This is a genomic window from Micromonospora sp. AKA38, assembly GCF_027925725.1.
In the GTDB taxonomy this organism is placed as follows: domain Bacteria; phylum Actinomycetota; class Actinomycetes; order Mycobacteriales; family Micromonosporaceae; genus Micromonospora.
Map to the genome: position 1 here is coordinate 1,546,320 of NZ_BNEI01000005.1, position 15,383 is coordinate 1,561,702.

A 15,383-nucleotide genomic window follows, 5' to 3' on the forward strand; every position below is an offset into this window, starting at 1 on the left:
GGCCCACGCGTGTTAAGCGGGGCCCCCTGTTATGCAGAATGCGTTAACTGGGGGCCCCTCCTTGCGCCTCAGGCGAGGGCGCGGGCGGCGGCGACGACGGCGTGCACGCCGATGCCGGCGCGGTCGAGCTGCTGGGTCGGGGTGCCGGAGCCGGGCAGTCCGCGTACCGCGAGGTGCTGGACGCGCACCGGGTCGGCCCGGTCCGCCAACGCCTCCAGCACGGCCGAGCCGAGACCGCCCTCGGGGTAGTGGTCCTCGACCACCACGAGCCGGCCGCCGGTGTCCCGCGCGGTCTCGATCAGGCGCTCCCGGTCGACCGGCTTGATCGAGTAGAGGTCGACCACCCGGGCGTCGATCCCCTCCCGGGTCAGCTCGTCGGCGGCGGCCAGGCAGACGTGCACGGTGACGCCGGTGCCGAGCAGCGCCACGTCGGCGCCGTCGCGTACCACCCGGCTGCCGCCGATCGGGAACGCCTCGCCGTGGTCGTAGAGCACCGGGTACGCGCCGCGGGTGGTGCGCAGGTAGCTGACGCCCGGCCGGTCCGGCAACTGGGCGACGAGCGCCGCGCAGGAGACCGCGTCGGACGGGCACAGCACCGTGGAGCCGGGGACCGCGCGCAGCGCGGCGATGTCCTCCAGCCCCATCTGGGAGGGCCCGTCCGGGCCGATCTCCACGCCGGCGTGCGAGCCGACCAGGGCGATGTCGGCGCGGGAGACGCCGGCCATCCGGATGAAGTCGTAGGCGCGGGACCAGAACGCGGCGAAGGTGGCCGCGAACGGCCGCCGGCCGCGGACCGCCAGGCCCACGGCGGCGGCGACGAGCTGCTGCTCGGCGATGAACATCTGGAAGAACCGGTCGGGGTACGCGTCGGCGAAGCGCTCGGCCCGGGTGGAGTCGGCGACCTCGCCGTCGAGCGCGACCACGTCCGGCCGGGCGGCGCCGAGCGCGCGCAGCGCGTCGCCGTACGCGTCCCGGGTGGCGACCTTCGCGCCGCGCTCGTAGCGGGGCAGGTCGGGTTGTCCGGGCTCGGCCCCGGTGGCGCGCGGCGCGGCGGGCGGGCGCGGCCCGGTGACCCGGATCCGGGTCGGCCCGCCGAGCGCCCGCACCGCCCGGTCGGCCAGCTCGGGGTCGAACGCCTTGCCGTGCCAGGACGGGTCGTCCTCGACCTCGGGCACGCCCTTGCCCTTGACGGTGCGGGCCAGCACCACGGTCGGGCCGGTGGCGTCCCGGGCCTGCCGGTACGCGTCGTCGACCGCGCCGAGGTCGTGGCCGTCGACGACGATCGCCCGGCAGCCGAACGCCTCGACCCGCCGACGGTAGGTGTCCAGGTCCCACTCCAGTTCGGTCGGGCCGCGCTGGCCGAACCGGTTGACGTCGACGATCGCGGTGAGGTTGCGCAGGCCGTAGTGGCCGGCCTTGTCCAGCGCCTCCCAGACCGAGCCCTCGGCCGTCTCGCTGTCGCCGCAGAGCACCCAGACGTGGGCGGTCGACCGGTCGAGGTACTGGGCGGCGAGCGCCACGCCCACCCCGACCGGCAGGCCCTGGCCGAGCGAGCCGGTGGCGACGTCCACCCAGGGCAGGACCGGGGTGGGGTGGCCCTGGAGGCGCGACCCGGCGCGGCGGTACGTCTCCAGCAGCTCCTGCTCGCTGATCGCTCCGACGGCCCGGAACACCGCGTACAGCAGCGGCGAGGCGTGGCCCTTGGAGAAGATCAGGTGGTCGTTGCCGGGGTTGCCCGGGTAGGACCAGTCGTAGCGCAGGTGCCGGGCGACCAGCACGGCGAGCAGGTCGGCGGCGGAGAGGCTGGAGGTGGGGTGGCCGGAGCCGGCCATGGTGCTGCACCGGATCGCGTCCACCCGCAGCTGGGCCGCCAGCTCCGCCAGCCCGCTGAGGTCCTCGTCGCGCAGCGTGCGCTCTGCTTCCAGGGTCACCGCAATCGTCTCCCGCGGTCGGTCGGGTCCGCCACTCACCGTAGTGGCGAATGCGGCTATTGTTCCTTTTTCCAGTGAGTCACCCCCCGTCCGGTGAGCAACCAGAACGCCACCACCAGGTACGGCAGCACGGCCACCGCGAACGCGGCCGGGTTGCCGAGCGCACCGGCGAGCAGGCCGTACCCGGCGTAGCAGGCGACGGTGGTCAGGTCGGTGGCCATACCGGCCAGCGAGGTGACCGTGGCCCGGGCGTCGCCGGTGATCCGCGCCTGCAACCGCGCGTCGGCGAGCACGGTGGCGAGCTGGAACGCGGCGAACGCGACCGCCAGCAGCAGGAACCCGGCCGGGTGGCGCAGCAACGCCCCGGCCGCCGTCGCCACCGCCGCGGCCACCAGCAGGCCGGCGTACCCGCGGTGCGACAGCCGCTCGCCCAGCGGGGCGAGCAGCCCGCCCACGCTCATCCCGCCCCACACCAGCAGGAGCAGCAGCGGCACGGCCGCCTCGGTGACGCCGGTGTCGCGGGCCAGCAGCCCGGTGTACTCGTCGAGTCCGCCCCAGATCGCGGCCACGGCGGCGACCAGCAGCACGGCGGCGCGGACCGCGTGGTCGGCCCGCACCTCGGCCAGCCCGCCGCGCAGGCTCTCCCGCCAGCCGGGCTCGTCGTCGGCCGCGTCCTCGCCCGGGCCGACGCCGGGGGCGGTCTCCCCCGGGCCGGCGCCGCCCGGCACCGGTCGGTCGGCCGCCGGCACGGTGACCGGCGCCCGGCGCTCCGGCAGGCGCGCCGCGACGGCGGCGGCGAGCAGGCAGGTCAGCACGCTTGCCGCACCGACCGCGAGGTAGCCGCCGAGCGCGAACACCGGGCCGGCGAGCACCCCGGAGCCGACCGCGCCGAGCACCTCGGCGGTGCGGGCGCGACCGATCAGGCGGGCGTACCGGTCGGCCGCGCCGAGGCGGTCCAGCTCGGTGAAGACCAACGCCTCCAGCGCGCCGGAGCGCAGCGCACCGCCCGCGCCCCAGAGCAGGAAGCCGACGGCGAACGCCGGGTACGACGGCAGCAGCACCCAGAGCGCGAAGCCGGCGGCGGTGAGCAGCGGCGCCAGGCAGAGCAGCAGCCGCCGGGACAGCGCGTCGGCCCACGCGCCGGACGGGATCTCCAACAGGATGCCGGCGGCCGACCAGAGGACGAACAGCGAGGAGATCTGCCCGACCGACAGCCCGGTGTCGGCGAACAGCAGGACGTAGAGCGGATACAGCAGGACGAGGTCGGTGAGGAACGCGTAGCCGTAGAGCGTCGCCGCCAGTCGGCGGGTCGCGGGCACGCGGGCAGGGGCGACGAGCATGGGGCCTTCCCACGGGACGTGACGGACACCGGTCGGAGTGCACGGTGTCCGCGGCGGCCCGCGGCCTCGTCGGTCAGGCGGGGATCAACATCGCCAGGTCATGCCGACGATCCTAACCGGACTCCGCGTCGACGAACACGCGGAGCTGCGCCCACCCTCGAGCGGCCGGCGGCCGGGCCGAGCGCCCCTACCCCCCGGCTGAACACGCGCCGGGGCGGGACCCGCATCGGATCCCGCCCCGGTCGTGCGCTCGGCTCAGCGGCGGAACTTGTCCACGTCAGCCGGCGGGATGACCATCGTCGCCTCGCTGTCCGCCGCCTGCTCGGCGGTCGGCTGGCGCGGCGCGGCCGGCGGGGTGCGCCCGGAGTCGCCGAGCGGCGGGATCACCTGGGTGGCGTCCTCGGCGCCCGGGGCCGGCACCGGCTGGGTCGGCTCGGCGGCACCCGCGTACGCCGGCACCGGCTGGGTCGGCTCGGCGTCCCGGGACACCGGCTGGGCGCGGTCCGCCTCGGCGTCCCCGGCCACCGGCTGGGTCAGCTCGGCCTCGCGGTACGGGCCGGTCGTGGCGAGCCGGGCCTCGACGTCACGCCGACCGGCCTGGTAGGCGCGGGCGTGCGTGGCGATGGTCCGGGACTCCTCCTCGGCCCGGGTCAGCCAGCTCTCCCAGCGGCTCTGCATCGGCCGGACCAGACCGCCGCCGACGCCCACCACCAGGATCCCGCCGACGGTGGCGAGCACCGCGATCAGCACCGGCGTGGTCACCGCGGTGGCGACGCCGATCTGGTTGAGCGCGGCGATCACCCCGAGGCCGAGGATGAACACCGAGGCGAGGTTGGCCAGCACCCGGCCGTAGGAGAGGCCGCCGAGCGCGCTGGAGATGATGTCCTTCACCGCGCGGGCGATGGCCGCGGCCACCACCACGATGACGATCGCGACGAACGCCCGCGGCAGCCAGGCGACCACCATGGCGATCAGGTCGGAGATCGGGTTGGGCCCCCAGATGCCGAACGCGAGCTGGAGCGTGACCAGCAGCACCGCGTAGTAGGCCAGCTTGGCGACGATGTCGCTGGCGTCGTACTTCGAGCGGGCCAGCGCGGTCTTGATGCCGCCGCGCTCGACCGCCCGGTCGAAGTGCACCCGCTCCAGGACCTTGTCCACCAGCTTCAGCACCGCCTTGGCGATCAGCCAGCCGGCGACCAGGATCGCGACGAACGCGACCGCCTTGGGCAGGAAGAGCATCACCGAACGGAACGCGTCGCCCACCGCGTCACCGAAGTTGTCTTTCATCGAAGGGCCTCCACGCATGGGTTCATGTTCATCCCGGGTGGGCCTACCCTGGGCGGCGCGCGGGGAAACGCTCAGCCGCCGGGGCAGCGGTAGCTGACCCGGGTGCCGGCCTGCACCGGCGTCGGTTCGACGATGTTGACGGTGGCGGTCCCGGTCGTGGCGCCGACGCCGCTGAACGTCCACCTGAGGGTGAGCGTCGCGGTCCGCTGGCCGCTGCCGACCCGTTCGGCGAGCAGCGCGCCGGGCGGCGCGTCGGAACGGAACCACTGGTAGCGGATCGTGCCGGCGCGCCCGTTGGTGCGTACCGTGGCGACGACGTCGACGGTCACGTCGCAGGCCACCCCGGCCGGTCGGGGCACCGCCACCGCGACCTGTTCGATCTCCAACGGTCGCAGCCGCTGCCACAGGTAGAGCCCGACGGTCACCAGCAACGCGGCGGTGAGCAGCGTGGACAGCACCGAGACGACGCGGCGCCAGACCGGACGCGGCGGGCGGGCCGGCGGTGCGGCCGGCCAGGCCGGGGCCGGCGGCGGCGTCGCCGGCACACCCGGCCCGAAGCGCAGCTCGCCGCCGGGCGGGGGCGTCGGAACGCCGCTCACCGCCCGCGCGTCCACAGTCGTCTCCCGGTACGCCCCGGCGGTCGGCCCGGTCGGTCCGGTGGCCGTCGGCAGGTACCCGGTGGTCGGCTGCCCACCGGCCGACCACGGCCCGGTCAGGTGCACGGTCGGCTCCCCGCCGCCGGCGGTACCGCCGAAGTGCACGGTCGGTGCCGCGCCGCCGGCGGTGCCGCTGCCGAGGTACACGGTCGGCGCCCCGTCCACCGGCCCGGATATGGCCGGGCCGGCGAGGTGCGCCGTCGCGTCGGCTGCCGCGGGCGGGCGCGCGAGGTGCGCGGTCGGCTGCCAGGCGGGGTCGACGCTCAGGGGCGCGGTGGCGTCCGCGTCGACCGGCGGCCGGGGCGGGACGAGGTGGACGGTGGGCTCGTCCCGGGCCGGGTCGGCGGGCAGGGCGCGGGTGGGCAGCGCCTCGGTGGGCTCCTCCGGCCGGGTCACGCCGGCCGTCCCCGGTCCGGGCCACGGTGCGGGGCAGCGGGCACGTCGTCCTCCTAGCCGGGGGTGCAGTAGTTGTAGAGCGTCACGTACACCGGGGACGCCGAGGTGGCCGCGTTGCCGGCGGCGTCGACGGCGGTGACCTCGATCGGGATGCGGGTGCTCTGCTTCGGCGCGGCCAGCGGGCCGAGCGTGCCGGTGAACACGCCGCGTCCGGCGGCGGCCATCCGGACCGTGCCGGTGGCGCCCCCCAGCAGGTAGCGGAACGTGACCGTCAGGGCGGCCGGGCCGCTGCGGTCGTCGGTGACGGTGACCGTGACGGTGCTGCTCTGCGCACCGTACGGGCAGCCCTTCGGTTCGAGCTGGCCCGGGTCGACCGTCACCCCACCGACGGCCGGCGCGCTGACGTCCGGCGGGGGCGGCGGCGCGGTGCGGCGCGACGGGGTGGGGGCCGGCGCGCTGGTGCGTACCGGTGGCCGGGTCGGCGACCGCGTGCCGTCCGGGGTGGCGGACGGCGTGCCCGTCGGCGGGTCGGGCGGGACGGACGGCGTGGGCGACGCGGTGGCGGTGGTGTCCGGTGTCGCGGTGTCCGTCGGGTCCGGCGCGGCCGGGCCGGTGGGGCCGGCCGGCGACGCGCCGGTGGACGTCTCGGCGGCCGGGGTCTCGCGGGCGGCGTAGCTGTAGCCGGCGCCTCCGACCAGCACAGCGGCGACCACGGCGCCGGTCGCCAGCAGGACGCGCTTGCGTCCCCGCCGGAACAGGCGGCCCCGGTCGGTCGTGGCGCCGAGCGCGGTGCTGGCCAGCGCGGTGGCGCCCTCCGCCCGGTCGGGGAACGGCCACAGCGCGGCCAGCAGGGCGGCCCGCCGGGCCAGCTCGTGCAGCCCGCGCTCCTCCCAGTCGGGCCCGTATCCGGTGCCGGCCACCCGGTCCAGCAGCTCCAGGAAGACCGCGGCCGGTTGCGGCCGGTCGTCAGGGCGCTTGGCCATGCCGTGGCGGAGCAGCTCGTGCACCGGCGCGGGCGCCGGGTCGGTGGGGATCGGCGCGCTGGCGTGCTGGTCGCGCAGGGAGAGCAGGTCGGGTCCCTGGTACGGGGGTCGCCCGGTGAGGCACTCGAAGAACGTGGCGGTGGCGGCGTAGATGTCGCAGGCCGGGCTGGCCGGAGCGCCGGTCCACTGCTCCGGCGCCATGTAGCGGGGCGTGCCGGAGACCGTGGTGTCGCTGCCCCGACCGATCGGCATGGCGATCCCGAAGTCGGCGAGCTTGCTCAGCCCGGCACCGGAGACGAGCACGTTCTCCGGCTTGTAGTCGCGGTGCACGACGCCGTGGGCGTGGGCGGCGGCGAGCCCGGCGAGCGAGCCCTTCAGCACGCAGAGCGCGGCCTCGGGCGTGGTCGGGCCGTGCGCGCGCAGCATCTGCCGCAACGACACGCCGTCGACCAGTTCCATCACGATGGCCGCGCCGTGCGGGGACTCGACGTACTCGTAGAGCCGGCTGACGTGCGGGTCGTCGACCTCGCCGAGCAGCCGGGCCTCGTCGCGGAAGGCGGCCCGGAACGAGGAGTCGGCGCCGAGATCACGGACCAGGTACTTGATCGCGACCGGGGTGCCGGTGCTGTCGTGGGTGGCCAGCACGACGCTGCCGGACGCCCCGGAGCCGAGCGTGCGAACCGGCGTGTAGCCGGACAGCTGCCAGCCGCTCATGCGACCCACTCCACGGCGCTCCAGGGGCGGATGTCGGTGGCCGCCTCGCTGGCCATTCTGGTCGCGTCGGGGCTGCCGGCCATCGGCGCAACGGATGCTTCCACTCGCCGGACGGCGGCCCCGGATCCGGCCGCGGGCGACGGATGGTCGGTAACGGACACACCGCCAGTGCTAGCAGACACCGGCAAGCGTCAGCCCGCCGGTCGCTCCCGGTCGACGGCGCGACCCGGTGGGACGGTCAGAAGCGGCGGGTCGGGGGGACGCCGCCGGGTGGGGGTCGGCGCAGCAGCCAGACCGGGTTGCTCGCCGCGACGACGTCGCCCTCACGGTCACGGACCTGGGTTCGCAGGTACGCCCCAGCGCCCACCCGCACCGGCAGGTCGTGCCAGCCCTGGCGGAGCTGACGCCACGGCACCTGTCCGGTCCGGATCGCGGGCTTCGGATCCGCGACGCCGGCGGAGTCGACGTCGCCGGTGACCACCTCCAGGGCGGCCCCGGCCGGCAGGTCGGTGGCGCGCACCCGCACCGTCACGGTGTCGTCGGCGACGGTGGGCAACGCGCCCATGGCGCTGCGACCGCCCAGTTCCAGGTCCAGCGCGCCCCGATAGGCGGCCAGGTCGGCGAACCACGCCTGCCCGGCGCGCAGCGCCGCGACCAGGTCGTCCCGCCGGGTGGAGCCGGCCCAGACGGAGGTGATCCACCGGTCCCGCCCGGCCCGCCAGTCGGTGCCGTCGTGGTCGTCGGTGACGCCGACGGCGGTCAGCGGGATCGCGTTGCGGGCCGCCACGTCGTACGCCCAGAGGTGGTCCTCGACCGGGGCCCGTCCGATCTCGATCAGGTCGACGCCGAGCCCGCGCCGCGCCACCAGCAGCCGGGCCAGTGAGTCGCGCCGCTCCACGTCCAGCGGGTGGTTCCAGCAGACCACGCCGCCGTGGGCGTGCAGGAACCGCACCATTCGCTCGGTCGCGTCGACGTCGTTGTCCCGCACCGGCGGGGACGGGAAGCGGGGCAGTGTGCCGTCGCCGCCGAACCAGTTGAGGTGGCGCACCATCGACACCTCGTACGCCCGGTGGTGGGTCACCTCCGGGTACGCCCCGGCGTAGCCGCGCAGCACCTCGGCGCGCAACTCCTCGCCGGCCTGCCCGGCGCGGCGGGCCCGGTCGAAGACCAGCCGGTCGACCAGGTACGCGCCCCGCGCGCCGTCGGTGACGGTGACGCCGAGGCGCAGCCCGCGCAGCGAGTTGTCGCCGGCCACCAGGTCGGGCCAGAGCCGCCGGACGTCGGCGAGCAGGTCGAACGTGTGCCGCCGCCAGACGCCGGCCGGGGCGGGCCGGTCGACCGTGCCGTGCCGGCCGTCGACGGTGTGCCGGGCCGCGTCGGTGCCGCCGAGCCGGTAGCGCAGCACCAACTGCCCGGCGTGCCGGCCGGGCCCGGCCGGGTGGTGGGACAACGCGATCTCGACGGTCAGCGTGGCTCCCGGCCCGGTCGACTCGGGTCGCACGTCGAGGTGGAGCGTGGTGTCGGCGATGTTCCCGGTGTGCGTCCAGTTCCACGCCTTGCCGGCGTACCAGTGGGTGCCGGCGCCGGCGGCGGTGAGGCGCAACGCCCGGCCGGGTCCGTCGGCGGCGTCCGGGACGACGACGAAGTCGGCGGACGAGTCGGTGAGTCGCCCCTCGGTGGCCGGACGCCAGGTCCAGGCGAGCCCGCCCTCCGGTTCCTCCGGCCCGTCGAAGTGCACGACGCGACGGTGGTCGTGCGCGGCCACCCGGAAGTCGTGGTCGGTCCACCAGAGCACGTCGACGGCGTTACGGCGGGCCTGGTCGAGGTGGGCGGCGTAGCTGGCGACGCCCTCGCTGAACGAGGCGTGCAGGTGCATGGCCATGCTGACCGGCCGGCGTCCGCGGGCCTCCCGCGGCCGGTCGCGGGTGGCGGCCAGCCCGACCGGTACGCCGATCCCGGCGACCGCCAGCCCACCCGCGGCGACGAGCACGCTGCGCCGGTCCAGCCGTACCCGACCACCCATGCCGCTCCCCCGTCCCCGCATCAGCCGGCCCAGCGTACGGGCGACCCGGGTCGATCGGAATCCGGTGAACGCCCCACCCGCCGATCTTGCGGTTGCCGCCCTCGGTGCGGGCGGATCGCCCCTTTCGTCGGGGCACCGAGCGCAAGATCGACGCACCGGGACGGCGGGGGGTCAGCGTGGGGGCAGGGCGACCCGGGCGGCGAGTGGACGGCCGGTGAGCCGGCGGACCGCCAGGTACGCCTCGCAGCCGAGGCAGAGCCCGAACGCGGCGTTGAGGAACGCGGCGGCGAGCGCCCCGGCGGTGGCGACCAGCCCGAGGGCGGGCAGGCCGGCGAACCAGCCGACCGCGCCCACGACGGTGAAGGCCAGCCCGACGAGCTGCGCGAACCGGACCGGGGCGACCGGCTCCAGTTCGGTCGGCGGGTCCAGCCGGGGCGCCACCACCGCCCGGAACAGCAGCCCGTACGGGGCGAGGCGCGGACTCGCGGCGGTGAGCGCGAAGACGGCGGCCTGGGCGAGCAGGAGCGGTCCCGATCCGGTGAGCAGGGCGACGGCGAGGACGACGGTGGTGAGGGCGGCGGCGAACCGCGCTCCCCGGGGATCGAGCAGCATGGGGGTTCCGTTCCGGCGAGGGCGAGCGGGGCGGTCGGTCAGGCGGGGCGGGCCGACGCACAGAGGCTCGCCGCCAGCCGGCCGTGGTCCACCACCCGGCGCCGGGTGAGCCACGCCCCGGTCATCCGCGGGCCCCGGCGGCGAGCGGGGCGAGCATGCCGAGCAGTTCGTCCCGGTCCGGCACGCCGGCGGCCCGTCGGACGATCCGACCGGTCGCGTCCACCACCAGCACCGTCGGCGTGCGCCAGACATCCAGCGCGCGGGCGGCGTCGAGGTGCTCGTCGACGCCGATCTCCAGCAGGGTGACCCCGTCGAGCCGACCGGCGACGTCGTCGAGGACCCGGCGGGTGGCCCGGCAGGGGGCGCAGACCGGGGCGGAGAACTGCACCAGGGTGACCGCGCCGGCGCGTACCCCGAGGGTGGCGAGCGTGGCGGCGTCGCCGGCGGCGGTCGGGCGCCGATCGCGGACAGCACGCAACCGGCCGTCGTGACGACGGCGCCACCAGCCGAACGCGGTGGCCGCCGCGATCACCGCGACGAGCACGGAGAGGCCGGTCAGGTTGGGCGACTGCACCGCTCCAGGCTGCCACGACGACAGGCGGCGGGACATGGTCCGTTCCGGTCGACGGATGTGACATCGCCTACCTGTCCGGTAGGAGTCGGCCGACACGAGTGGCATTTGTCCTCTGGCGCGCCGCGCCGCCGTGGCAATATTCTCCATCTCGCGCGCTTAAGTTGTAGTTCCTTTACATCGCCCGGCGTCGGTCGGGTCATCGAGGAGATGCCATGCACTTCGACCACCCCGAGCTGGACCGCCGTACGCTGCTGCGGGCCGGCCTCGGCGCCGCCGCGGTCGCGGTCGTCGGGAGCGAACTCGCGATCCCGGCCGCCGCGCAGGCCGCGCCGGGCGCGGACCTCGACTGGATCATCAGCTGTGACGAGTGGGCCGCCCGTCCGCCGGCCGACCCGCTGTCGGTCAGCGCGATCCCGACCAACAAGATCATCGTGCACCACATGGCGTTCCCGAACGTCACCGACTATTCCGAGGAACACGCCAAGCAGCTCGCCCGCGACTGCCAGGACCTGCACATGGACGGCAACGGCTGGTCGGACACCGGGCAGCACTTCACGGTGAGCCGGGGCGGTCACGTCCTGGAGGGACGCCACGGCAGCCTGGAGCGGTTGCAGGCCGGCGACCGGCAGATGATCGCCGCGCACTGCCCGGGTGAGAACGGCCGCGCGATCGGCATCGAGAACGAGGGCACCTACGTCACCGAGACGCCGCCGGAGGAGCTGCTCGACGGCCTGGTCCGGCTCTGCACCGCGATCTGCCGGCAGTACGGGCTGCACGCGCACGACATCTTCGGCCACTGGGACTTCCGCGCCACCCAGTGCCCGGGCGCGATGTTCTACCGGGAGTTCCCCCGGCTGCGCCGCGAGGTCTTCCGCAAGCTCGGCACCCGGTTGGGTGACGTGCCGGCGCGCCGCTGGCCGGACATCTGGCGCTTCGTCGGCGGCCCGGTCGTCCAGGTCGCGCAGTACCTGCTCACGTTCCGCGGCTACGCCGTGCCGGTCACCGGCGTGTTCGACGCCGCCACCGTGGCGGCCGTGCAGGACTGGCAGGCCCGCAACGGCATCGGCGTCGACGTGGACGCCACGCTCACGGCGCCGACCTGGGAGACGCTCGCCCCGGAGCTGGACCAGCACGACACCGGCGTTCCGGTGGTCGCGGCGCAGCTCATGCTCGCCTCCAAGGGCTACGCGGAGGTGCTCCCGACCGGCGAGTACGACCACGTGACCCGGACCGCGGTGAAGGACCTGCAACGCCTGCACGGGCTGCCGCCCACCGGCAAGCTCAGCACCAGCACCTGGTGCGCGCTGGTGGGAGGTGTGGTGCGCCAGTCGTTCCACAAGGGCTGACGGTCGCACCGGCGGGGAGCACGGTGGGGGGCGGCAACGGCGCCGCCCCCCACCGTCGCGTCCGGACCCCGCGCCTGGAGCGAAACGTCGGCATTCGCGGCTGGTGAACAACGGGTATCCCGGACGGCGGTCCGCCGCCGATCATTGCCCGGAGATAGATGTGAGTCATTCTCACCTCCGGGTGGATCGCCCGGGCGCGGAGGGCGAGACGTCGGCAACCGGCAGCCGGGCGTACCGAAGGCCCGACTCCGCGTCCCCGGAGGATCGCCATGCCCCGACCCCCACTCCGTGCCCGGCTCGCGGCGCTCACCGCCGCTGCCCTGACCGCGAGCGTGCTGACCGTCACCCCGCCGTCACCGGCGCTGGCGGCCACCACGTTCGCCGCCAACGACTACTGCCTCGGCCAGTGCGCCGACATCCTGCCCCCCGGGCAGAACGGCAACGCCACGCTCGTCGCCATCCTGGCCCACCAGACGCTCGGCACCCGCCCGGCGCACTCCAGCGACCAGCTCGACGAGTACGCCAACCTGGTCTACAACTACGCCGGGCTGACCGACGAGCAGATCGCCCAGTTCTACAACGACTCCTCGTTCGGCGTCCCCGCCGCGCAGGTCGAGAGCACCGTCTCGCCGCGCTCGGACGTCACCATCGTGCGGGACAAGGCCACCGGCGTCCCGCACGTCACCGGCACCACCCGCGGCGGCACCATGTTCGGCGCCGGCTACGCCGGGGCCCAGGACCGGCTCTGGGTGATGGACCTGCTGCGGCACGTCGGCCGCGGCAACGTCACCTCGTTCGCCGGCGGCGCCCCCGGCAACCGGGAGCTGGAGCAGAGCGTCTGGGCCAACTCGCCCTACACCGAGGCGGACCTCCAGGCCCAGGTGGACGCGCTGCGCACCAAGGGCACGCGGGGCCAACAGCTCTACACCGACGTCGTCGACTACATCGCCGGCATCAACGCCTACATCGACAAGTCGATCGCCGACGACAACTACCCCGGCGAGTACGTGCTGGCCGGCGCCGGCAAGCCGAAGCACTTCACCATGACCGACCTGATCGCCACCGCCGGCGTGATCGGCGGCCTGTTCGGCGGCGGGGGTGGCAGCGAGATCCAGTCCGCGCTGGTCCGGGTCGCCGCCCGGGCCAAGTACGGCGCCACCGAGGGCGACCGGGTGTGGGCGGCGTTCCGGTCGCAGAACGACCCGGAGACCGTGCTCACGCTGCACGACGGACAGAGCTTCCCGTACGGGGCGACGCCGCCGGGCGCGACCAGCGCGGTGCTGCCCGACGCCGGTTCCGTGGTCGCCGAACCGCTCGCCTACGACGCCACCGGCGGGGCCGCCGCCCGCACCGGCGCCAGCACCGCCACCAAGGACCTGCTCGGCGGCCTGGCCAACCTGCGCGCGCACGGCATGTCCAACGCGGTCGTGGTCTCCGGCCGGCACACCACCACCGGCAACCCGGTCGCCGTGTTCGGGCCGCAGACCGGCTACTTCGCGCCGCAACTGCTGATGCTCCAGGAGTTGCAGGGCCCCGGGATCAGCGCGCGCGGCGCGGCGTTCGCCGGGCTCAACCTCTACGTGCTGCTCGGACGCGGCCAGGACTACGCGTGGAGCGCCACGTCCGCCTCGCAGGACCTCACCGACACGTACGCGGTGCCGCTGTGCACCACCGACGGCAGCGCGCCGACGCTGCGCACCAACCGCTACCTCTACCACGGGCAGTGCCTCGCGATGGAGGCGCTGGAGCAGCGCAACTCGTGGTCGCCGACGGTGGCCGACTCCACCCCGGCCGGCTCGTACACGCTGCGCGCGCTGCGCACGAAGTACGGGCTGGTCGCGTACCGGGGGCTGGTGAACGGGCAGCCGACCGCGTTCACCAAGCTGCGCTCCACCTACCGGCACGAGGCCGACTCGGCGATCGGCTTCCAGGCGTTCAACGACCCGTCGGCGATGGGCAGCGCGGCGGCGTTCCAGGCGTCCGCGGCCAGCGTCGGGTACGCGTTCAACTGGTTCTACGTCAACTCGACCGAGGCGGCGTACTACAACTCCGGCTCGAACCCGGTCCGGTCGTCGGTCACCGACCCGAACCTGCCGACGAAGGCCGAACCGGCGTACGAGTGGGCCGGCTGGAACCCGGACACCAACGACGCCAGCTACGCCCCGGCGTCGGCGCATCCGCAGTCGGTCAACCAGGACTACTACGTGAGCTGGAACAACAAGCAGGCGCGGGACTTCGGCGCGGCGGACGGCAACTTCAGCTTCGGCTCCGTACACCGGGGTCAGTTGCTGGACGGCCCGGTGCGCGCCGCGATCGCCCAGCGCAAGCTCGGCCGCGCCGACGTCGTCAAGATCATGGCGGACGCGGCGGTGACCGACCTGCGCGGCCAGCAGGTCCTCGGCGACCTGCTGCGGGTGCTGGACAGCGCGCCGGTCACCGACCCGGCGCTGGCCGACGCGGTCGGCAAGCTTCGGGCCTGGCAGCAGGCCGGCAGCAGGCGGGTGGAGACGTCGCCCGGCTCGAAGGTCTACCAGCACGCCGACGCCATCCGGATCTTCGACGCCTGGTGGCCGCTGCTGGCCTCGGCCGAGTTCCGGCCCGGCCTCGGGCCGGACCTGTACGCCACGCTGGTGGACGCCATCGAGGTCAACGAGGCGCCCTCCGGTGGCCAGAACGGCGGGCGCGACGGCGCGGCGAGCTGGGCGTTGCAGGGCCAGGCGCACAAGGGCTCGTCGTTCCAGTACGGCTGGTGGGGCTACGTCGACAAGGACGTGCGCACCGTGCTCGGCGACCCGGTGGCCGGCGGGCTGGGGCGCGCGTACTGCGGCAACGGCGACCTCGGCGCCTGCCGGACGGCGCTGCTCGGCGCGCTCGGCCAGGCCGCCGCGGTGCCCGCCACCACGGTCTACCCGGGTGACAAGTCCTGCGGCGCCGGCGACCAGTGGTGCGCCGACTCGATCGCCCAGTCCGGGCTCGGCGGCATCACCCACCCGCTGATCGCCTGGCAGAACCGGCCCACCTACCAGCAGGTCGTCTCGTTCCCGGCGCGCCGGGGCGACGACGTCACCAACCTGGCCCAGGGCCGCCCGGCCAGCGCGTCGAGCACCCAGTTCCTGACCAGCTACACGCCGGACAAGGCGGTCGACGGCAGCCTGGGCAGCCGGTGGGCCAGCAGCTACAACGACAACCAGTGGCTGCGCGTCGATCTCGGCGCGGCCCGCACCGTGAGCCGGGCGGTGCTGCGCTGGGAGTCCGCGTACGGCACGTCGTACCGGGTGGAGGTGTCCGGCGACGGCAACTCCTGGACGCCGGTGTTCGCCACCACCACCGGCAACGGCGGCGTCGACAACGTCACCTTCGCCCCGGTCAGTGCCCGCTACGTGCGGGTGTACGGGGTCAAGCGGGCCACCTCGTACGGCTTCTCGCTCTACGAGTTCGAGGTCTACGGGCGGTGACGACGGTGACCGGCCGGTGGGAACCTCCGCCGGCCGGTCACCATTTCCCCGCAGGTCAGCACCCAT

9 protein-coding genes and 1 pseudogene are annotated in these 15,383 nt (G+C 75.0%); 2 read left to right on the forward strand and 8 right to left on the reverse strand.

What is annotated here, in order from left to right; genetic code table 11:
• Nucleotides 1-68: 68 nt before the first annotated feature.
• The 8 genes and pseudogenes from TPA0908_RS23850 to TPA0908_RS23885 form a co-directional block, all read right to left on the reverse strand.
• Nucleotides 69-1,931: a transketolase gene (locus tag TPA0908_RS23850; RefSeq protein ID WP_281941447.1), complete on the reverse strand. Its 1,863-nt coding sequence runs from the start codon at nucleotides 1,929-1,931 to the stop codon at nucleotides 69-71.
• Between the two features lie 56 nt (nucleotides 1,932-1,987).
• On the reverse strand, nucleotides 1,988-3,271 hold the full coding sequence (locus TPA0908_RS23855) for an MFS transporter (protein ID WP_281941450.1): 1,284 nt from the start codon (nucleotides 3,269-3,271) through the stop codon (nucleotides 1,988-1,990).
• A gap of 510 nt (nucleotides 3,272-3,781) precedes the next feature.
• A pseudogene (locus TPA0908_RS23860) lies at nucleotides 3,782-4,576 on the reverse strand (membrane protein); the annotation flags it as partial.
• 53 nt (nucleotides 4,577-4,629) lie between these two features.
• Nucleotides 4,630-5,610, reverse strand: a complete 981-nt coding sequence (locus TPA0908_RS23865; RefSeq protein WP_281941453.1) for a hypothetical protein — start codon at nucleotides 5,608-5,610, stop codon at nucleotides 4,630-4,632.
• 53 nt (nucleotides 5,611-5,663) lie between these two features.
• Nucleotides 5,664-7,307: a serine/threonine-protein kinase gene (locus TPA0908_RS23870; RefSeq protein ID WP_281941455.1), complete on the reverse strand. Its 1,644-nt coding sequence runs from the start codon at nucleotides 7,305-7,307 to the stop codon at nucleotides 5,664-5,666.
• A gap of 238 nt (nucleotides 7,308-7,545) precedes the next feature.
• Nucleotides 7,546-9,351: a CehA/McbA family metallohydrolase domain-containing protein gene (locus TPA0908_RS23875; RefSeq protein ID WP_281941457.1), complete on the reverse strand. Its 1,806-nt coding sequence runs from the start codon at nucleotides 9,349-9,351 to the stop codon at nucleotides 7,546-7,548.
• A gap of 150 nt (nucleotides 9,352-9,501) precedes the next feature.
• Nucleotides 9,502-9,942, reverse strand: coding sequence for a DUF4395 domain-containing protein (locus tag TPA0908_RS23880; protein WP_281941459.1), 441 nt, complete (start codon nucleotides 9,940-9,942; stop codon nucleotides 9,502-9,504).
• A gap of 121 nt (nucleotides 9,943-10,063) precedes the next feature.
• Nucleotides 10,064-10,516, reverse strand: a complete 453-nt coding sequence (locus TPA0908_RS23885) for a TlpA family protein disulfide reductase (RefSeq protein WP_281941461.1) — start codon at nucleotides 10,514-10,516, stop codon at nucleotides 10,064-10,066.
• Nucleotides 10,517-10,728: 212 nt separating this feature from the next.
• Here TPA0908_RS23885 and TPA0908_RS23890 point away from each other — a divergent pair, with 212 nt between their 5' ends.
• On the forward strand, nucleotides 10,729-11,862 hold the full coding sequence (locus TPA0908_RS23890) for a peptidoglycan recognition protein family protein (RefSeq protein ID WP_281941463.1): 1,134 nt from the start codon (nucleotides 10,729-10,731) through the stop codon (nucleotides 11,860-11,862).
• Nucleotides 11,863-12,131: 269 nt separating this feature from the next.
• Entirely contained in the window at nucleotides 12,132-15,317 is a 3,186-nt protein-coding gene (locus tag TPA0908_RS23895) for a penicillin acylase family protein (protein ID WP_281941464.1), read from the forward strand.
• The last annotated feature ends 66 nt before the right edge of the window (nucleotides 15,318-15,383 follow it).